This is a genomic window from Streptomyces sp. NBC_01237, assembly GCF_035917275.1.
Lineage (GTDB): Bacteria > Actinomycetota > Actinomycetes > Streptomycetales > Streptomycetaceae > Streptomyces.
Window position 1 is genome coordinate 7407307 of record NZ_CP108508.1, and the last position, 19115, is coordinate 7426421.

19 protein-coding genes are annotated in these 19115 nt (G+C 70.6%); 8 read left to right on the forward strand and 11 right to left on the reverse strand.

What is annotated here, in order from left to right; translation table 11 throughout:
• Positions 1 to 82 precede the first annotated feature (82 nt).
• A complete protein-coding gene (locus tag OG251_RS32870) occupies positions 83 to 1084 on the forward strand; it encodes a TIGR03842 family LLM class F420-dependent oxidoreductase (RefSeq protein ID WP_326680507.1) in 1002 nt (333 codons plus the stop codon).
• 139 nt (positions 1085 to 1223) lie between these two features.
• The gene (locus OG251_RS32875) at positions 1224 to 2750 is read left to right on the forward strand and encodes an NCS1 family nucleobase:cation symporter-1 (protein WP_326680508.1); all 1527 of its coding nucleotides are present in this window, start codon (positions 1224 to 1226) and stop codon (positions 2748 to 2750) included.
• A 69-nt stretch (positions 2751 to 2819) separates the two neighbouring features.
• Here the strand turns inward: OG251_RS32875 and OG251_RS32880 are convergent, their stop codons facing one another.
• The gene (locus OG251_RS32880; protein ID WP_326680509.1) at positions 2820 to 3587 is read right to left on the reverse strand and encodes a hypothetical protein; all 768 of its coding nucleotides are present in this window, start codon (positions 3585 to 3587) and stop codon (positions 2820 to 2822) included.
• Positions 3588 to 4010: 423 nt separating this feature from the next.
• Between OG251_RS32880 and OG251_RS32885 the strand changes: the two genes are divergently transcribed.
• Positions 4011 to 5546: an amidase gene (locus OG251_RS32885; protein WP_326680510.1), complete on the forward strand. Its 1536-nt coding sequence runs from the start codon at positions 4011 to 4013 to the stop codon at positions 5544 to 5546.
• Here OG251_RS32885 and OG251_RS32890 read toward each other — a convergent pair.
• On the reverse strand, positions 5524 to 6126 hold the full coding sequence (locus OG251_RS32890; RefSeq protein ID WP_326680511.1) for a hypothetical protein: 603 nt from the start codon (positions 6124 to 6126) through the stop codon (positions 5524 to 5526). The genes OG251_RS32885 and OG251_RS32890 overlap by 23 nt on opposite strands.
• A gap of 108 nt (positions 6127 to 6234) precedes the next feature.
• Here OG251_RS32890 and OG251_RS32895 point away from each other — a divergent pair, with 108 nt between their 5' ends.
• The gene (locus OG251_RS32895; protein WP_326680512.1) at positions 6235 to 6960 is read left to right on the forward strand and encodes a response regulator transcription factor; all 726 of its coding nucleotides are present in this window, start codon (positions 6235 to 6237) and stop codon (positions 6958 to 6960) included.
• A gap of 104 nt (positions 6961 to 7064) precedes the next feature.
• Complete coding sequence (locus OG251_RS32900; protein ID WP_326680513.1) at positions 7065 to 9287, forward strand: NADP-dependent isocitrate dehydrogenase; 2223 nt, start codon at positions 7065 to 7067, stop codon at positions 9285 to 9287.
• Positions 9288 to 9413: 126 nt separating this feature from the next.
• Here OG251_RS32900 and OG251_RS32905 read toward each other — a convergent pair whose 3' ends face one another.
• The 5 genes from OG251_RS32905 to OG251_RS32925 all read right to left on the reverse strand — a co-directional run bounded on the left by OG251_RS32905 (position 9414) and on the right by OG251_RS32925 (position 13998).
• The gene (locus OG251_RS32905; RefSeq protein WP_073719315.1) at positions 9414 to 10601 is read right to left on the reverse strand and encodes an SPFH domain-containing protein; all 1188 of its coding nucleotides are present in this window, start codon (positions 10599 to 10601) and stop codon (positions 9414 to 9416) included.
• Between the two features lie 45 nt (positions 10602 to 10646).
• Positions 10647 to 10874 carry a hypothetical protein gene (locus OG251_RS32910; RefSeq protein WP_326680515.1) on the reverse strand — a complete coding sequence of 76 codons (228 nt, stop codon included), beginning with the start codon at positions 10872 to 10874 and terminating at the stop codon, positions 10647 to 10649.
• A gap of 178 nt (positions 10875 to 11052) precedes the next feature.
• Complete coding sequence (locus OG251_RS32915) at positions 11053 to 11637, reverse strand: COG4315 family predicted lipoprotein (RefSeq protein ID WP_326680516.1); 585 nt, start codon at positions 11635 to 11637, stop codon at positions 11053 to 11055.
• Between the two features lie 190 nt (positions 11638 to 11827).
• A complete protein-coding gene (locus OG251_RS32920; RefSeq protein ID WP_326681495.1) occupies positions 11828 to 12883 on the reverse strand; it encodes a lipoate--protein ligase family protein in 1056 nt (351 codons plus the stop codon).
• 86 nt (positions 12884 to 12969) lie between these two features.
• Positions 12970 to 13998, reverse strand: coding sequence for an erythromycin esterase family protein (locus OG251_RS32925; protein WP_326680517.1), 1029 nt, complete (start codon positions 13996 to 13998; stop codon positions 12970 to 12972).
• 295 nt (positions 13999 to 14293) lie between these two features.
• Here OG251_RS32925 and OG251_RS32930 point away from each other — a divergent pair, with 295 nt between their 5' ends.
• Complete coding sequence (locus OG251_RS32930; protein ID WP_326680518.1) at positions 14294 to 14752, forward strand: hypothetical protein; 459 nt, start codon at positions 14294 to 14296, stop codon at positions 14750 to 14752.
• A 183-nt stretch (positions 14753 to 14935) separates the two neighbouring features.
• On the opposite strand, the gene arsB is transcribed toward OG251_RS32930, so the two are convergent.
• Both arsB and OG251_RS32940 read right to left on the reverse strand, forming a co-directional pair.
• Positions 14936 to 16027 (reverse strand): ACR3 family arsenite efflux transporter, encoded by a 1092-nt coding sequence (gene arsB, locus OG251_RS32935; protein WP_326680519.1) that lies wholly within the window; start codon positions 16025 to 16027, stop codon positions 14936 to 14938.
• Positions 16024 to 16332 carry an ArsR/SmtB family transcription factor gene (locus OG251_RS32940; protein WP_326680520.1) on the reverse strand — a complete coding sequence of 103 codons (309 nt, stop codon included), beginning with the start codon at positions 16330 to 16332 and terminating at the stop codon, positions 16024 to 16026. Before OG251_RS32940 ends, arsB begins: the two co-directional genes overlap by 4 nt.
• A gap of 119 nt (positions 16333 to 16451) precedes the next feature.
• Here OG251_RS32940 and OG251_RS32945 point away from each other — a divergent pair, with 119 nt between their 5' ends.
• Together OG251_RS32945 and OG251_RS32950 are read left to right on the forward strand one after the other, a co-directional pair.
• Positions 16452 to 16865, forward strand: a complete 414-nt coding sequence (locus OG251_RS32945) for an arsenate reductase ArsC (protein ID WP_326680521.1) — start codon at positions 16452 to 16454, stop codon at positions 16863 to 16865.
• Between the two features lie 144 nt (positions 16866 to 17009).
• A complete protein-coding gene (locus OG251_RS32950) occupies positions 17010 to 17909 on the forward strand; it encodes an NAD(P)-dependent oxidoreductase (RefSeq protein ID WP_326680522.1) in 900 nt (299 codons plus the stop codon).
• Between the two features lie 251 nt (positions 17910 to 18160).
• Here the strand turns inward: OG251_RS32950 and OG251_RS32955 are convergent, their stop codons facing one another.
• Both OG251_RS32955 and OG251_RS32960 read right to left on the reverse strand, forming a co-directional pair.
• A complete protein-coding gene (locus OG251_RS32955; protein ID WP_326680523.1) occupies positions 18161 to 18634 on the reverse strand; it encodes a carboxymuconolactone decarboxylase family protein in 474 nt (157 codons plus the stop codon).
• A 114-nt stretch (positions 18635 to 18748) separates the two neighbouring features.
• Positions 18749 to 19105: an ArsR/SmtB family transcription factor gene (locus OG251_RS32960; RefSeq protein ID WP_326680524.1), complete on the reverse strand. Its 357-nt coding sequence runs from the start codon at positions 19103 to 19105 to the stop codon at positions 18749 to 18751.
• Positions 19106 to 19115: the final 10 nt, after the last annotated feature.

Here is a 19115-nt window from a genome sequence, read left to right on the forward strand (position 1 = left end):
GGCGGTGGTTCACGGGCCGTACCGGTCACGGCAGGCACACCGCCCGTGCCACATGTCAGCACCTGGACTAGGAGAACCCGGCATGGACTTCGGACTCGTCCTCCAGACCGACCCGCCCGCCTCGACGGTGGTCGGTCTCATGCGCCGTGCCGAACGCAACGGCTTCCGTTACGGCTGGACCTTCGACTCGGCGGTGCTCTGGCAGGAGCCGTTCGTCATCTACAGCAGCATCCTGGAACACACCGAGCGGCTGATCGTCGGCCCGATGGTCACCAACCCGGGCACCCGTACATGGGAGGTCACCGCCTCCACCTTCGCCACCCTCAACGACATGTACGGCAACCGCACCGTCTGCGGCATCGGGCGCGGCGACTCCGCGATGCGCGTCGCGGGCCGCAAACCCAACACCCTGGCCCGCCTCGGCGAGGCGATGGACGTCATCCGTGATCTGGCGGAGGGCCGGGAGGCCACCGTCGACGGCCGGCCGATCCAGATCCCGTGGGTGAAGGACGGCAGCCTGCCGGTCTGGATGGGGGCGTACGGTCCCAAGGCGCTGGCCCTGGCCGGCCGGAAGGCCGACGGGTTCATCCTCCAGCTCGCCGACCCGTTCCTCACCGAGTGGATGATCAAGGCGGTACGGCAGGCGGCGGCCGACGCCGGCCGCGACCCGGACTCGGTCACCATCTGCGTCGCCGCCCCCGCCTATGTGAGCGACGACCTCGACCACGCCCGCGAGCAGTGCCGGTGGTTCGGCGGCATGGTCGGCAACCACGTCGCCGACCTGGTGTCCCGCTACGGCGAGCACTCCGGCCTGGTCCCCGAGGCCCTCACCGCGTACATCGCCGGGCGGTCCGGCTACGACTACAGCCACCACGGCCGCACCGGCAACCCGGACACGGCGTTCGTGCCGGACGAGATCGTCGACCGGTTCTGTCTGCTGGGCCCCGCCGAAGCGCACATCGAGAAGCTCCGGGCCCTGCGTGACCTGGGAGTCGACCAGTTCGCCGTGTACAACATGCACGACGCACGCGAGGCGACGATCGACGCCTACGGCTCCGAGATCATCCCGGCCCTGTCGGCCTGACCGGCACACCCGTCCGCTTCCCCCGCCCCCACCGCACCCACCGCACCCGATCCCCGCCCCCGCGCGCAGGTCACCCGCCCCCGCGTAGACCCGAACCAGCCCCGCACGGCACCGCTCCCGAGCGAAGGGTCCAGCCGCCATGACCGCAACCGTCCCACCCACCCCACCGCAGGACCCGATACCCGCCCCGTCCGATCGCGTCGAACTCGCCCACGGCCACGTTCCCGACGACCCCCGCTTCGCCAACGCCGACCTCCTGCCCGTCCCCCTGGAGCGGCGCACCTGGACGACGTACAACTTCGCGGCCCTCTGGATCGGCATGGCCCACAACATCCCGTCCTGGCTGCTCGCCTCCGGTCTGGTGGCGCTCGGCATGGACTGGAAACAGGCCGTCTTCACGATCGCACTGGCCAACCTGATCGTGCTCGCACCGATGCTGCTCACCGGGCACGCCGGACCCAAGTACGGCATCCCCTTCCCGGTGCTGGCCCGTGCCTCCTTCGGGCTGCGCGGCGCCAACCTGCCCGCCCTGATCCGGGCGGCCGTCGCCTGCGCATGGTTCGGCATCCAGACCTGGATCGGCGGCGTCGGCGTCTTCACCCTGCTCGGCAAGATCTTCGGCGGCTGGGCGGAGGCCGGCGAGATCGGCGGCCAGCCATGGACGCTGTGGCTCTGCTTCGTCCTCTTCTGGGCGCTCGAACTCGCCATCATCCACCAGGGGATGGACACCCTGCGCCGGTTCGAGAACTGGGCGGCTCCGTTCGTCCTCGTCGGCGCCGTCGTCCTGCTGGTGTGGGTCGCCGTCAAGGCGGGCGGATTCGGTCCGCTGCTGGACCAGCCCTCCGCGCTCGGCTGGGGCAAGGACTTCTGGCCGGTCTTCTTCCCGTCCCTGATGGGAATGATCGCCTTCTGGGCCACGCTCTCGCTGAACATCCCCGACTTCACCCGCTTCGCCGCGGGCCAACGCGCACAGATCCGTGGTCAGTCGCTCGGCCTGCCGACCACCATGACCTTCTTCGCCCTGCTGTCGGTCTTCGTCACCTCCGGCTCGCAGGCCGTGTACGGGGTGGCCGTCTGGGACCCGGTCCAGCTCGTCGCCAAGACGGACAACGTGTTCGGGCTGCTCTTCGGGCTGATCACGGTCCTCATCGCGACGATCTCGGTGAACATCGCGGCGAACGTCGTCTCACCCGCGTACGACCTGGCGAACCTCGCGCCGAAGCTCATCAACTTCCGTACCGGCGCCCTGATCACGGGCGTCGTCGGCGTCCTCATCATGCCGTGGAAGCTCACCGAGACCCCCGAGCTGTACATCTTCACCTGGCTCGGACTGGTCGGCGGACTCCTCGGTACGGTGGCGGGCATTCTGATCGCCGACTACTGGATCATCCGCCGCACCGTGCTGGACCTCGCCGACCTCTACCGGCCCGGCGGACGCTACTGGTACACCAACGGCTGGAACTGGCGGGCCGTCGCCGCCTTCGCCCTCGGCGGTGTCCTGGCCGTGGGCGGCTCCCACTCGGCCCCCGGCAAGGGCCCCTTCCCGTCCGACGGGCTGATCCCGTTCCTGAAACCGCTCGCCGACTACGGCTGGGCGGTCGGTCTGGCCTCGTCGCTCGTGCTGTACGCGGTGCTCAGCCGGAGGGACCGCGCCCCACGGGGGTGAGGGGCCCTCAGGGGCGAACGGGGCGGGACCGGGCGGCGGCCGGATTCGGGGGCCGGTGAAACGGCACGGTCAGACGGGCGAGGTCGTCCGCCCCAGCAGTGCGTTGACATCCACCGTCTCGTCCGCCGGGGGAGTGGCCGTGGGCACCGGCTTGTCGAAGGCGGAGAAGCCCACGACCGCGTCCGCGGACGGGCCCTTCACGGTGAGCCGCACCGGATAGGGCTTGCCTTCGGTGGCCACGTACCACGTCAGTGTGTCGCCGTTCCTGGTCCGGATCAGCGGGATGACGGGGGAACCGGCGAGCCGCGTCTCCTTGCCCTTGACCAGCGTCCCCCGGTCGGATCCGGTCTTCGCGTTGTCGGAGATCAGCCGGCGGAAGGTGTCGAGATCGCAGGCCCTGGTCACGTCGCCCAGCCTCGGGTCGGTGGCCGAAGCCTTGATGTACCGGCCGGCGACGATGGCCTCGAAGGCCGAGCCGCCGATCGGCACCTGGTTCTTCCAGAACGCCGAGTCGGGCTTCAGCCATACCGTGTCACCGCGCTTGACGATCTTCAACGAGCCTTCGTCGTCGCCGAGGTCGACGCCGCCCGCGCAGTTGCCGTCCCGGTCGAGGACGAGATCCAGCGTCATCGGCGAGTCCGCCCTGCCGAGGTCGCCGCGCGTGTTCAGGTGCAGCGAGTGCACCCCGAGAAGCGCGTCACGGGAACGATCGGCGATCTGCTGTGCGCTGAGCGAGCCGATGTCGTCATCGGCGTGCGCCACGGCGCCGCTGGTGAGGGTGAGTGCGACGACTGCCGCACCTGCGGCCGTGCGTGCGGCCATGCGGTGACGGGTCACGTGGCCTCCTTCGAAAGGGCCCGTCGAGGGCCGTTCAGGGTGCGCGATCCGTGTGATCCGTGATGTCGAGCGTACGCCCGCGGGGTGAGGAGCGCGCGACGGTGTGTACGGAGGGTGAAGCCCGGTGGGGTTTTCGCTCACGCACGGTGGGGGAGAGCTCTCCGGAGGCTGCTACGGCCTCGGAGGAAACGGCCTCGGAGGAAACGGCCTCCGGGAAACGGTCCCGGCGGAGGCCGGAGCCCGGTGCGGGGCGTATCGCCTCGGGGCCGGAGAGATCCGGACGCATCCGTGTCCCGGCAGCCCGCGGCCCGCCGTGCGAAACGCTTGAGCGGGTGACCCCCGCTTCGTTACCCTCCAGTAAGTTCGTGCGGGCGGAACCGGGAGGACCGGTGGATCCGGCGGACACGAGGGAGGCGGCAGCCCATGTCCTCAACGGAACCCACGGACCGGACCGGACCGAGCACCCCGCCGGTACCGGCAGCGGTACCCGCACGGGCAGCGGCATCGGAGCCGTCACCGGCACCCGCACCGCCCGGACTGGCCGACAGCGCACGGCGACTGGCCGACGGCCGCACCTCCTCCACCGCCCTCGTCGCGGCCGCCCTCGCCCGGATCGAGGCCACCCAGGGCACCCTCAACGCCTTCCGGCACCTCCGGGCCGAAGCCGCGCTCGCCGAAGCGGCCGAAGCCGACCGGCGGCTCGCGGCGGGCGAACGGCTGCCGCTGCTCGGCGTACCGGTCGCCGTCAAGGACGACACCGATGTCGCGGGCCTGCCCACCCACTTCGGCTGCGACGGGGACCTGCCCCCGGCCGCCTCCGACAGCGAGGCGGTCCGCAGGCTGCGCGCAGCCGGGGCCGTCATCGTCGGCAAGACCAACTCCTGCGAACTGGGCCAGTGGCCGTTCACCGAGGGCGCGGCCTTCGGCGCCACCCGGAACCCGTGGAACACCGGGCACACCCCGGGCGGTTCGTCCGGTGGCTCCGCTGCGGCCGTGGCCGCCGGACTCGTCCCCGCCGCGCTCGGCTCGGACGGAGCCGGCTCCGTCCGCATCCCCGCCGCGTGGACCCATCTCATCGGCATCAAACCGCAGCGCGGCAGGATCTCCACGCACCCCCACAGCGACGCCTTCCAGGGCCTCACCGTCAACGGCCCCCTGGCCCGTACCGTCGCCGATGCCGCCCTCCTCCTCGACGCGGTCGCCGGACCGCACCCCGACGACCCGCACCGACCGCCCGCCGTCAGTGCCTCGGCCGCCGCCCTCCGCGACCCCGGCCGCCTGCGCATCGCGCTCGCCTGGCGGCCGCCGCTCACCCTCACCGGCGCCGGCCCGCACCCGGAGGTGCGCCGGGCCGTCACCGCACTCGCCGAGGCCCTCGCCCGCCTGGGCCACCATGTCGAGGAGGCCCGTCCCCGCTACGGGCTGATCGGCCTCGCCTTCGTCCCCCGCGCCACCACCGGGATCGCCGAATTCGCCGCCCGCCACCCCGACCCGGCCCTCCTGGACCCGCGCACCCGCAGCGCCCTGCGCACCGGCACCCGTCTCGGCGGCCGGGTCGTCCGGGCGGCCCGCGCCCGCGAAGTGCGCCAGCACCGCAGGATCGGCGCCCTCTTCGACGCGTCCGGGCGCGGATTCGACGTACTGCTCACCCCGACCACCGCCGCCCCGCCGCCCCGCATCGGCACCTTCGACCGGCTGAGCGCCTGGCGCACCGACCTCACGATGGCCGCGGCCTGCCCGTACGCCTGGCCCTGGAACGTCCTGGGCTGGCCCGGCATCAACGTCCCGGCCGGGTTCACCCGCGACGGCCTGCCCCTCGGCGCCCAGCTCCTGGGGCCCTCCCGCAGCGAGGAGCGGCTGATCGCTCTCGCCGCCCAACTGGAGGACGACCGGCGCTGGTTCGAGCACCGGCCGCCCGCCCCCGCGGCCCTCGGCGTCACACCCGTCCGGGAACGCTGAGCAGCCCCGCCTCGACGCGCTCGACCGCGCAGATCGCGCCGAAGGCGATCAGCTGGACCAGACAGTGATCGGTGAACGGTGGTACGCGCCGGGCATGCACATCCTCCTCGGTGATCCGGTACAGAGCGCGGGCCGCGAGCAGGGCCAGCCGGACGCCGGGCCGGTCCGCACGGTCCGGCAGCCCGCCGCCGGTCAGCGGCAGGGGTGTGACACCGTCCCAGCCCGCCACCGACTCCCGTACGAACGCGGCGTCCTCGTCGCTGAGCAGCCCCGCCCCCAGCCCCGCCGCCGTACGCAGCGCACCGAACGCCGTACCGATGGGCGTGCCGGCCGCCCACAGCGGTTCCTCGCCCTCCGTTTCGAGCAGCGGCAGTCTCTCGCCGGGAACCGGACTGCTGTCCACATCGCGGACCAGCGCACGGCCCGCCTCGCTGCCGAGGAGTTCGGAGACGTCGGCGCCCCCGGACAGCGCGGTCTCGTCCGGCAACGCGGACGTGATCCGGTTGATGAAGTGGAACGCCAGCGCGGTCCCCACGAACTCCGGTGCCTCGCGGGCCGGGAAGGGGGGCGCCGCCCGCATGTCCCGGCTCCAGGCGGCGCTCGGCGGCACCCTCGACGCCGCACCCCGCGCGGGCGGCGGCTTCGCCGTGCACGCGGAGCTGCCCCTGCCGAGGACGGCGGCGGCCGGATGAGCGACCACGGCATCGGAAGCGGCGTCGACCACCGCCTGCGGGTCGCGATCATCGACGACCAGGCGCTCATGAGGGCCGGATTCCGCGCCCTGCTGGACGCGGAGGAGGGCATCGAGGTCGTCGGTGAGGCCGCCGACGGACGCCAGGGCCTGGAACTGGTCCGTACGCACACCCCCGACATCGCCCTCCTCGACATCACGATGCCCGTGATGACCGGCATCGAGGCCACCCGCGAGATCGCCGCCGACCCCCGGCTGACCGGCGTGCACGTCGTCATCCTCACCAACTACGGACTCGACGAGTACGTCTTCGACGCCCTGCGGGCAGGCGCCGCGGGCTTCCTGCTCAAGGACACCGAACCCGCCGAGCTCCTGAAGGCGATCAGGGTCGCCGCCGGCGGTGACGCCCTTCTCTCCCCTGCCATCACCCGCCGGCTGATCGGCGAATTCGTCGCACGCCCGCCCGACCGCACCACCGCGGTCGGCCTGGACACCCTCACCCGCCGCGAACGCGAGGTCACCGCGCTGGCCGCCCGCGGTCTCACCAACGAGGAGATCGCCGTCCACATGGTGGTCAGCCCCTTCACCGCCAAGACCCATATCAGCCGCGCGATGATCAAGCTCGGTGCCCGCGACCGGGCACAGCTCGTGGTCTTCGCGTACGAGTCCGGACTGGTGGAACCCCGGCGGTGGCCGGGCGGGGCCCAGGAATCCGGCCACTGAAGGGCCGGGGAGGGGAGAACGAGTGCGGGGGCCTTGTGGAGGGAGGAGCGGTCACGGGATATCTTGATGTCAAGCAATGTTGCAGACGTGGAGCGGAGCACCCGGTGACTGACTCGACCATCATCTATACGCACACCGACGAGGCCCCTGCCCTGGCGACCTATTCGTTCCTGCCCGTCGTCGAGGCCTACGCCTCGACCGCAGGGGTCACGGTGGAGAGCCGCGACATCTCCCTGGCGGGGCGGATCATCGCCGGCTTCCCGGAGCACCTCAAGGCCGAACAGCGTATCGATGACGCACTCGCCGAGCTCGGTGAGCTGGCCAGGACTCCCGGCGCGAACATCATCAAGCTGCCGAACATCTCGGCCTCGATCCCGCAGCTCAAGGCCGCGATCGCCGAGCTCCAGGAGCAGGGCTACGCGCTTCCGGACTACCCGGACGACCCGCAGACCGACGAGGACAAGGACGTCCGCGCCCGTTACGACAAGGTCAAGGGCAGCGCGGTGAACCCCGTCCTGCGCGAGGGCAACTCCGACCGCCGCGCCCCCGCCTCCGTCAAGAACTACGCCAAGGCGCACCCGCACCGCATGGGCGCCTGGTCCGCGGACTCCAGGACGAACGTCGCGACCATGGGTGTCGACGACTTCCGTTCCACCGAGAAGTCCGCCGTCATCGCCGAGGACGGCTCGCTGCGCATCGAGCTGGTGGGCGACGACGGCACCACCACCGTGCTGCGCGAGTCCGTCCCCGTCCTCGCGGGCGAGGTCGTGGACGCGGCCGTCATGCGCGTCGCCGCGCTGCGCGAGTTCTTCACCGCACAGGTCGCCCGCGCCAAGGCCGAGGGCGTGCTGTTCTCCGTGCACCTCAAGGCCACCATGATGAAGGTCTCCGACCCGATCATCTTCGGCCACGTGGTCCGCGCCTTCTTCCCGAACACCTTCGCCAAGTACGGTGAGGCGCTCGTCGCCGCCGGACTCAGCCCGAACGACGGCCTCGGTGCCATCCTCAAGGGCCTGGACTCCGTGCCCCACCTGGGCGCCGAGATCAAGGCGTCCTTCGAGGCCGAGCTCGCCGAGGGCCCGGCCCTCGCGATGGTCGACTCCGACAAGGGCATCACCAACCTCCACGTCCCCAGCGATGTCATCGTCGACGCCTCCATGCCGGCCATGATCCGCACCTCCGGCCACATGTGGGGCCCGGACGGCAACGAGGCAGACACCCTCGCGGTCCTGCCGGACAGCAGCTACGCGGGCGTCTACCAGGTCGTCATCGACGACTGCCGCGCGCACGGCGCGTTCGACCCGTCGACCATGGGCTCCGTACCGAACGTCGGTCTGATGGCGCAGAAGGCCGAGGAGTACGGCAGCCACGACAAGACCTTCGAGATCCCCGCCACCGGTTCGGTGCGGGTGGTCGACACCAACGGCGACGTCGTGCTGGAGCAGGCCGTCGGCGCCGGTGACATCTTCCGGATGTGCCAGACCAAGGACCTGCCGATCCAGGACTGGGTCAAGCTCGCCGTCACCCGCGCCCGCGCGACCGGCAACCCGGCCGTGTTCTGGCTGGACGAGGGCCGCGCGCACGACGCCAACCTCATCGCCAAGGTCACCACCTACCTGGCCGACCACGACACCGACGGCCTCGACATCTCCATCAAGACGCCCGAGGACGCGACCGCGTACTCCCTGGAGCGCATCCGCCGCGGCGAGGACACCATCTCGGTCACCGGCAACGTGCTGCGCGACTACCTCACCGACCTGTTCCCCATCCTTGAGCTGGGCACCAGCGCGAAGATGCTCTCCGTCGTCCCGCTGATGAACGGTGGCGGACTGTTCGAGACCGGTGCCGGTGGTTCCGCGCCCAAGCACGTCCAGCAGCTCGTCAAGGAGAACTACCTGCGCTGGGACAGCCTGGGCGAGTTCCTCGCCCTCGCGGTCAGCTTCGAGCACCTGGCCACGACCACGGGCAACGCACGCGCCCAGGTCCTCGCCGACACCCTGGACCGGGCGACCGGCACCTTCCTCAACGAGGACAAGTCGCCCAGCCGCAAGCTCGGCGGGATCGACAACCGGGGCAGCCACTTCTACCTGGCGCTCTACTGGGCCCAGGAGCTGGCGGGCCAGACCGACGACGCCGCGCTCGCCGAGGCGTTCGCGCCGCTGGCCAAGACGCTGGCCGAGCAGGAGGAGACCATCGTCGCCGAGCTGATCGCGGTGCAGGGCTCGCCGGTCGACATCGGCAGCTACTACCAGCCCGACCCGGAGAAGGCCGCCGCGGTCATGCGCCCGTCCGCGACGTTCAACCAGGCGATCGCCGGCCTGGTCTGACCGTCACGGCAACGGTTTCCCCGTTCCACGCTCCCGCCCCGGTCGGCCCTGTGCCGGCCGGGGCGGTCGTGTCGGGCGGGGCGGCCATGCGGGACCGGGGCGGACCGGGTGGCTGTGCCCGGTCGGTCAGGGGTTCCCCGGGACGCGCAGACTGCGCTTTCCGTCCACCGCCGGATCCTTCGTGTTGCGCAGCGAGTCGAGGATGGCCAGACCCTGGCCCACCAGCCCCGCCGCCATGCTGTTGACGCCATCGGTCCCGTTCAGCACGGTGAGACGGGCCCCGGCCATGCCGCGCGCCGCGGCGTCGGCGAGGGCGGGCAGATTCTCCACGACCCGGTTGGCCGCGATGAGTTCCTGGTTCCCGTCGCGCAGCGAAAGGGCGCGGGCGGTGTTGGCATCAGCCTGCGCCTGCGCGAGGGTCCGTTCGGCGTAGGCACTGCCGTCCGCCGCGAACTTGGCCTGATCACGGGCGGCCTCGGCCAGCGTGCGCTGTCGGTACGCCTCCGCATCCGCCGGACGTCTTACCTCCGCTTCGAGGCGCTGCGCGGCGAGCTGGGCCTGCCGCTCGGCGAGCGCCGTCTGCTCCTCGATGACGTCGTGGGACGCCCTGGCCTGTGCCAGCGGACCCGCCTGCGCCGCACGGGCGTTGTACTGCTCCGTCTCGGCGAGGAACCCGGCCCGCTTGATGGCCGTGTCACGCTCGTACTCGGCCTTCAGCGCCGCGGCCTGCTGCTCGCGCTCACTGGCCTCCTGGTCGGCCCTCGCCTGCGCGATGCGCGCCTGGCTGGCGACCGCGGCCGCATGGGGGGCCGCGAGGTTGTTGATGTACCCGGTGGCGTCCTCGATCTCCTGGATCTGGAGCGCGTCCACCACGATGCCGAGCTTCTCCATCTCGCTGTGGCTGCCGGCCATCACTTCCTGGGCGACCCGGCTGCGTTCCCTGATGATCTGCTCGACGGTCAGTCCGCCCACGATGGAGCGGAGGTGCCCGGCGAAGATCCGGCCGACGAGTTCCTCCATCCGGTCCTGTTCCGAGAGGAAGCGCCGCGCCGCGTTGGCGATCGACACCGCGTCGTCCCCGACCTTGAACACACACACGGCGCGCACACTCAGCCTGATGCCCTGCTGGGTGACGCAGTCCTCGGCGATCTCGGCCTCCCGCAGCGCCAGGGAGAGCATGCGGGCCTTCTGTTTCACCGGCAGTACGAAACTTCCGTGGCCGGTGACGATCCGGAACTGTGTCTCCTGCGCCTGCCGCTTCGTACCGGAGATGAGCATGGCCTCATTGGGCGCGGGGACCTGCCAGAACAGCATGAGAGAACTCCTGCCGTGTTTCATGGTTCGTGGTTCGTGCGTGATTCAGGACGGCAACGGCTCGACGATCACCGAGCGTGCCGAGAGGGAGTCGACGACGATGACCCGTACGTCCCTGCCGAGCGTGGTCGCGGATGCGCACCAGGCCGCGTAGGTCTCCGAGCCGCCGCGTACGGCCACGAGTACTTCGCCCGGACCGTCCGGCGGGATCTGTACGGTCACCCGGCCGACCGCTCCGACCGGGCTCTGGGACGACTCGTCAGTGGTGCTCATGGGCCCTCACGAGGGATCGAGATCCAATGAAGTCCATCGGCCATCGCCTCCGGCCCGCACAGCGTCGAGGACGGCCGCGGCACACCAGCCGACGGCGACGATGCCCTCGATGCGTCCACGGTACTCCGCTCCGAAGGAGGCGGCGGGGGCGAAGGGACCGACCGGGGCGGCAAGGCGCTCAGTACCCGCCACCGGTCGGCCGGCCGCTGGTCGGCTGCCCGCTGGGCGATGCCGGACCGGTGACCTTCTTGCCGGCCGGATCGATCACGTACCACGTGGCGCCGAACGCCGTGGAGCCCTGCCCCTTGGTGTCACCGGCCTTGGTGTCGCCCCCGAAGTAGTACAGGGGATGACCGTTGTACGTGACTTCCTTCTTGCCGTCACCCCGTGCGGTGGTGCCCAGCAGATCCGCCTTCGCCCCCTTGCCCGCGACCGGTTCGGCGGTCACGGTGACGGGCGGCCAGGCCGCGGCACAGGTGCCCGTACAGGTGGACTTGGCGGAGGTGTCGGCCTCGAAGAGGTACAGAGTGCGGCCGTCACCGTCGACCAGGAACGTGCCCAGCGCACCGGTGGCGGTCGCCACGGTCCCGGCAGCCGGCCCCGCCGAAGCGGAAGCGGAGGCGGAGGCAGAGAAGGACAGCGATGCGGAGGGAGAGGCGGAGGCGGACGATCCGCCGCTGTCCCCGCCACCGCAGCCGGTGGCCGCGGTGGCGAAGAAGGCGACCACGGCCACCGAGGCGGCCTTCCCGGTCATGCGTTTCATCCTGGCGTCTCCTCGCCCCGGTGGCGATGGCCACAGCGGTACGTGGCCCGCACAACGCGGGCCCCGACTCCCATGACGACGCGGAATCGGGTCCGGCGCGCGCCGGGAGACGCCGTTCGGCCGTACGCGGGGGCGAAGAGCGAGGGACGAGGGGCAGGGGACGAGGGCCGCGAGGTGATGACGGCAGGGGCTACGGCACCCGCGCCGTCCACTCCGCCGTCCCGAACTTGGTGCGTACGAGTTCCTCGGCGCGCGCCATCTCCTCACCGGTCACCTTGCCGGGGGTGAGCCCGTGCCGGTTGCGGAAGGAGTCGATCATGTTGTCGATGACGATCTCGCGCGGCAGCCCCGTCTGGCGGCGCAACGGGTCGACGCGCTTCTTGGCGCTCTTGGTGCCCTTGTCGGAGAGCTTCTCCTTGCCGATCCGGAGCACTTCGAGCATCTTGTCGGCGTCGATGTCGTAGGACATGGTCACGTGGTGGAGCACCGCGCCCTCCCGGCCCACCACCCGCTTCTGCGCCGCGCCCGCGATCTTCCCGGCGTCCGTGGCGATGTCGTTCAACGGCTGGTACCAGGCCCGGATACCCATGTCGCCGAGGGCCCCGAGGACCCAGTCGTCCAGATAGGCGTAACTGTCGGCGAAGGAGAGTCCGGAGACGAGGGAGTCCGGCACGGAGAGCGAGTACGTGATGGTGTTGCCGGGCTCCACGAACATGGCGCCCCCGCCCGAGATCCGGCGCACGATGTCGACGCCGTACCGCGCGGCGGCCTCCCGGTCGACCTCGTTGCGCAGGGACTGGAAGCTGCCGATGATCACGGCGGGGGAGGCCCATTCCCAGACCCGGAGCGTCGGCGGCCGGTGGCCGGCCGCGACCTCGGCGGTGATGACCTCGTCGAGGGCCATGTGCAGGGCGGGGGACTGGGGCGCTTCGTGGATGAGCTGCCAGTCGTAGTCGCTCCACTCGGTGGCCTGGGCCAGGGCCCGGCGCACGGCGACGGCGACGCCCTCCGTGGTCAGCCCGAGCATCACCGCGGACGCGGGCAGCGCGGCGTCGATCCGGGCGGCGAGACCGGCGGTGTCGGTGTTGGCCGGGGCGCCTTCGAGGGCCGCGTCGATGGCGAGGATCGCCTCGTCGGGTTCCAGGAAGAAGTCCCCGGCCACCCGCACGTTGCGCAGCGCCCCACCCTCTACGTCCAGATCCACTACGACGAGCTTGCCGCCGGGGACCTTGTACTCACCGTGCACAGCCATGCCTCCAGTTCCACCCGACCCGCCTCGGTGCGAATCGGCGCTGATCAGGCATAACGCCACCATCGTGCGGTTTAATCCGCTCATTTCACGGCTCTGGTCCCGTCGGCCATGATCACTGAGCCTTTTCCCCCGACGGCACCCTGCCCGATCTGCCGCGCCGCCGGGGACGGCTCCTGTTCGAGGAAGCGCACGGGGGTGACCACTCGGGAGTGGAGGAGGATGTCGAACCAGTCGGCCAACGACCCACCGGAGAGACGGTCGGCGGCGTTGTCGGCCGGGTCGTAGACGGGACCGATCACGCGCGTCCTCGCCGGAGCGTCGAGCCATGCCCGTACCGCGGCGGGGGCGTCATCGCGCAGGTCCAGGAGATAGGTGTCCAGGCCGGCGCTGCCCAGGACGGCGTCGGCGAACTCCGCTGGGGGAGCGGGAACGGGGTACGGAGCCATGCCGTGGTGGAACGTCAGGCCGATGCTCAGGTAACCCGATCCGAAGTACTCGCGCATATGACCGCCCGCGTTCCGGTGCGTCACCGGCGGCGACGTGGGGCAGGTGGTGCGCGCGTCGCCGTTGGCGGTGTGGGCGAGGCCGCCCAAGTAGACGATCCTGTCGCCGGAATGTTCGTGCCACCGCCTCACACTCTCGGCCAGCTCCCGGTCGATTCCGGCGCGGTCGTCGGGCCGGGGCGTCCGGGAGCTGCCGAGGTCCTCGGTGAACCGGACCGGGTCGTCGGGGTTGCGTCGGTTGTAGGAGCGCATCCATCGGACGAGGTCGAGCATCTCCTCGGTCCGCCAGAACGACCGTGCGCCGGACAGCGATGCCTCCGGGTTTCCCGTACCGCTTCCGATGTACTCGGCGAGTCCGACCCTCGCCGCGTCGTCGCCTTCCAAGGCCAGTGAGCGGAACCCCAGGTCCTCGACGAGGAGCCGGACGGTCCTGTGCGCGAGAGCGGACAGTTCGTGGGACTGGCGGGTCGAGGCACCGATGGCGACGACCTCGGCGTCACCGATGAGGCCCGCCAGAGGCGAGAGATCGGTCAGCGGCGCCTCAGGGTCCAGGGTGGTGAGAGGGTGGGCGTGCTGCCTGATCCACTGAGTCACTGTCTCGGTCATCACGAGCCCTCCTCGATCGGCATGATCCGTTCCGGCGGCGGCCAACGCCGCCTGAGGAGCAGCCTCATACGTGAACCGTGGTCGAGGTCAAACGGTCTTGTCGGCGAAGCCCCGTCCGGTTGCCGAGTGCCCCGGCAGGGAGACCGGACCGACTCGCGGCACCGGACGGGCGCCGTACGCGGAGCACCTGCGGAGCAACGGTCGGAGCGCCTGTCGCGGACGCCTGTCAGAGGCACCTGTCAGGATCGGTGCGTCACATACACCGGGAGAGCTGCCATCGCGGGGAGGAAGCCAGGTGACGGAGACGGGTGACAGGGACGACGGACCGTCGGGAGAGGCCGGGAGCCGGTCCGTGCTGGGACACGTTCCGACAGCTGCATCGTTGCTCGCGGCGGCCGGGAAATCGGCCGTCGTCGGTCCTTCGGCGGTGATGGTTTCGTACGTCGACGCGCGGATGGTCCGGGCGAGCACAGGGGAGTTCGGGTGGCTGTTCGGCACCGAGTTCTGGCTCATGGTGCTGATACTCGCCGGGCTGCGCGTCCAGGGCTGGACCGAGGACGACGACCGCTGGGTGGGCGGGTTCGTCCTGGGAGTCCTTGTCGCGGGGCTCGTAGCGGGTCCGCTCCTCCTGTTCCACGGAGCCCTCGTCGCGCTGGCGGCGGTGCCCGGCGTGGTCCTGGTGGCGGCATGGGGGTGGGCGGTGGCCCGGAGACGCGAATTCGAAGCCAACCGCTGGGGTCCCAGGGGCCGTTGACGCCCCAGGGTCGCGGTCGCCCACCCGTCGGCTGCCGTGATAGCCGGCAGCGCCCATGCCCTTTTGCGTGCGCCCTGCCGCGAAGGGCGCACGCCTTCTACGTCTCCAGCGGCTCGGCGATCCCGCGAGCCGCGTCCCGGGCCGGTCGGCCGACGCCGATCACCACCACCCGCGCGTGCGGTGTCATGAACCCAAGGGTGCCGGGGCGAACTTCTCGCGCCAGGCGAGGGACACGTACACCAGCGCGATCAGGACCGGGACCTCGATCAACGGGCCGACCACGCCGGAGAGCGCCTGGCCTGAGGTGACACCGAAGGTGGCGATGGCGACCGCGATGGCGAGTTCGAAGTTGTTCCCGGCGGCGGTGAACGCGAGCGTCGCGGTGCGGTCGTAGGCGAGACCGATCGCCTTGCCGAGGAAGAAGGTGCCGACGAACATGATCGCGAAGTACACGAGCAACGGCAGCGCGATGCGGGCGACGTCCAGGGGCTGGGAGGTGATCGTCCTGCCCTGGAGCGCGAAGAGGATGACGATCGTGAAGAGCAGGCCGTAGAGCGCCCAGGGCCCGATCTTCGGCAGGAACCTCGCCTCGTACGGTTCGCGGCCCATTCTCTTCTCGCCGATGCGGCGGGTGAGGAAGCCGGCGACCAGGGGCACACCGAGGAAGACGACGACGTTCAGCGCGATCTTCCACATCGAGATGTCGAGGCGCTGTCCGTCACCCAGACCGAGCCATCCGGGCAGCAGGTCGAGGTAGAGCCAGCCGAGCAGGCCGAACGCGATGACCTGGAAGACGGAGTTGAGGGCGACGAGGACGGCGGCGGCCTCACGGTCGCCGCAGGCGAGGTCGTTCCAGATGATGACCATCGCGATGCAGCGCGCCAGGCCGACGATGATCAGGCCCGTGCGGTACTCGGGCAGGTCGGGAAGGAAGATCCAGGCCAGCGCGAACATGACGGCCGGGCCGATGATCCAGTTGATGACCAGCGAGGAGATCATGAGCTTGCGGTCGCCGGTGACGGCGTCGAGCCTGTCGTAGCGGACCTTGGCCAGGACCGGGTACATCATGATCAGCAGCCCGACCGCGATGGGCAGGGAGATGCCGCCGATCTCCACCTTCGCCAGTGCGTCGTCGAGGCCGGGGACGAGCCGTCCCAGGCCGAGGCCGAGGGCCATGGCGAGGAGTATCCAGACGGCGAGGAAACGGTCGAGCGTCGACAGCTTCCGGACGACCGGTGTATCCGTGCCGGTCGCGGGTGCTTGCGCGGCGGTCACGGACAGGCCCTCCTGTTCTCTGCTGCGGTACGGGCGGAATCGGCCAACTCGGCGAACTGGCCCGCGAGCCGGGCGATGACATCGGGGCGGAGCCTGTAGTAGGTGAAGCGGCCGCACGGTTCCGTCTCCACGACCCCGGCCTCCCGCAGCACTCTCAGGTGGTTGGAGAGATTGGTCTGTCTGGCGCCCGTCTCCTCGACCAGGTGGGTGGTGCACAGCGTCTCGCGGGCGAGCAGGGTCACGATCCGGAGCCGGAGTGGATCGCCCAGCACCCGCATCAGTTCAGTGTCGACTGACGTCATCATGGGCTGATATTCTCACATCACTGACCACTGATGCCATTGGGTACTGATATCACCTGCTCCTGATGTCTTTGTTTCGTCTGGTTTGTTCGTTTCGTTCGTGAGACAAGAGAGACCTCCTGATGTCCGAGAAGCCCTCTGTGCTCTTCGTCTGTGTCCACAACGCCGGCCGTTCCCAGATGGCCGCCGCGTGGCTGTCCCACCTCGCCGGGGACCGCGTGGAGGTGCGCTCCGCCGGATCCGACCCCGGCGACGCGGTCAACCCCGCGGCCGTCGAGGCCATGGCGGAAGTCGGCATCGACATCTCCGCCGGGATCCCGAAGTTCCTCACCGTCGACGCCGTCAAGGAGTCGGACGTCTGCGTCACGATGGGGTGCGGTGACACCTGCCCGGTCTTTCCCGGCAAGCGCTACCTCGACTGGCGGCTGGAGGACCCGGCCGGGCAGGGCCTCGCGGCCGTGCGGCCCATTCGTGACGAGATCAAGGCCATGGTCGAGGGTCTGATCCGAGAGATCGCGCCGGAGCCGGCCACGTGAGTGCCGGGACGGTCCGGCGGAACGGCGCCCGAAGTCCCGCTTGACCTCAACTGCGGTTGGGTTTCTAGCGTGTTGTTCCACCGCAGAAGCCGTGGCGGAACCGGCCGGGGGGCCGGGCCGCCACAACCGGAGAGAGGGTAATTGATGACGACTGCCTCGCAGGACACCGATGCCCGGCCGAACGTGACCGTGATCGGCCTGGGTGAGATGGGATCAGCCCTCGCCGGCGCCTTCCTGGCCGGCGGGCACCGCACCACGGTGTGGAACCGTACGCCGGAGAAGGCCGACCCCGTGGTCGCCGCGGGAGCCGTGCGTACCGGGACCGTACGGGACGCCGTCGCGGCGAGCCCGCTCGTGGTCGTCAGCGTGCAGGGCAATGCCGCGGCCCGCGAGGTTCTGGAAGCGGCGGGGGACGCGCTGGCTGGCCGCGCCGTGGTCAACCTCACGGACGGGACGTCGGACGAGGCCAGGGCCGTGGCGGAGTGGGTGGAGGGTCAGGGCGCGCGGTACCTCCATGGGCAGATCATGACGATCGCTCCGGGCATCGGAGGCGCGGACACGGTGATCTTCTACGGTGGCTCCGGCGCCGTGTTCGACCAATGGCGGCCGACGCTCGGGCTGCTCGGCGGCCGGAGCACCCTGGTCTCCGCGGACGCCGGTGTACCGACGCTGTACGGGATGGCCGTGCACGGCACCATGTGGGGCGCACTCAACGGCTTCCTGCACGCTGCCGCCCTGCTGACCAGCGAGGGCATCGAGGTGAAGCGGTTCCTGGACGATGCCGGGCCGTCCGTCGCCGCGCTTCTGGCATCCTTCCCGGTGCTCGCCGACGAGGTGGATCGCGGTACGTACGCGACGGAGTTCGGTTCGCTCCAGCACCACCGGCCCTCCGTCGAGGACCTGGTCCGCGAAAGCGAGGCGCGGCACATCGACACCGTATTCCCCAGCTACACGCTCAGCCTCGTGGAGCGGGCCCTCGCGGACGGTCACGCCGACGACAGCTACTCACGTCTGATCGAACACTTCAGGAAGCCGCGGTCCTGATTCCGAACGGTCCGGCCAACTGGACGTGCCCATCGAGGGGTTGACCCGGCACCGCACCGGCCTCGGACGAGGCTGCCCGCGACACTGGCACCGGCCCCGGAAGCGGCGCCCCGCGACCGCGAGCCGACGCGCCCGGGCCGCCGTCCGCAGCACGCGCGCCACAGCCGTGGCACGGCCATCCCTCCAGCAGCCCCTGGGGGTCACGGATCTGACACCGTGGCCCCCAGGGGCCCACCACGCCGCAGCCGCGGTCAGCCGAACTGGCCCGGCTGGTAGTCGCCGGCCGGCTGCTGGACGATGACGTTCAGCCGGTTGAAGGCGTTGATGAGGGCGATGAGAGCCACCAGGGCGGCCAGTTGGTCCTCGTCGTAGTGCTCGGCGGCGTTCGCCCAGGCTTCGTCGGTGACTCCACCGGCGGCGTCGGCGATGCGGGTGCCCTGCTCGGTCAGTTCCAGGGCGGCCCGCTCGGCCTCGGTGAAGACCTTGGCCTCCCGCCAGACCGCGATCAGGTTGAGGCGCACCGACTTCTCACCGGCGTGTGTGGCTTCCTTGGTGTGCATGTCGGTGCAGAATCCGCAGCCGTTGATCTGGCTGGCGCGGATCTTCACCAGCTCCTGCGTCACGGCCGGCAGCGTCGAGTCCGTCACGGCCTTGCCCGCCGAGACGATGTGCTTCGTGAGTCTGGCGGCGACGGGGTTGCCGAGGAGGTTGAGACGGGCGTTCATGGTGATCTCCTTGCCGTTTCGACGGTTACACAGACATGACGAAACGGCCCCGCCGAATGTGACAACGGGACGAGCCGCACGAGGGCGACGTGCCTCTCCTGCGGGAGGGAGTGCTCAGCGCTGTGACGCCAGCATCTGTCCCATGGCGGCGAGCACGGACGGCTCGACGCGGTAGTAGACCCAGGTGCCGCGTCGTTCCGAGGAGAGCAGCCCGGCCTCTTTGAGCTTCTTGAGGTGGTGGGAGACGGTCGGCTGGGAGACGCCCACATCGGAGATGTCGCACACGCACGCCTCGCCGCCGTCGTGCGAGGCGACCAGTGAGAACAGCCGCAGCCGCACCGGGTCGCCCAGCGCCTTGAACATCGCGGCCGTGCGTACGGCCTCCTCGGCGGTCAGGGCCCGCTCGGTCAGGGGCGGGCAGCACGGAACGACCTCGGACTCCGTCAGCGGCGACACCTTCGCATTCGACATGTGTCTATGT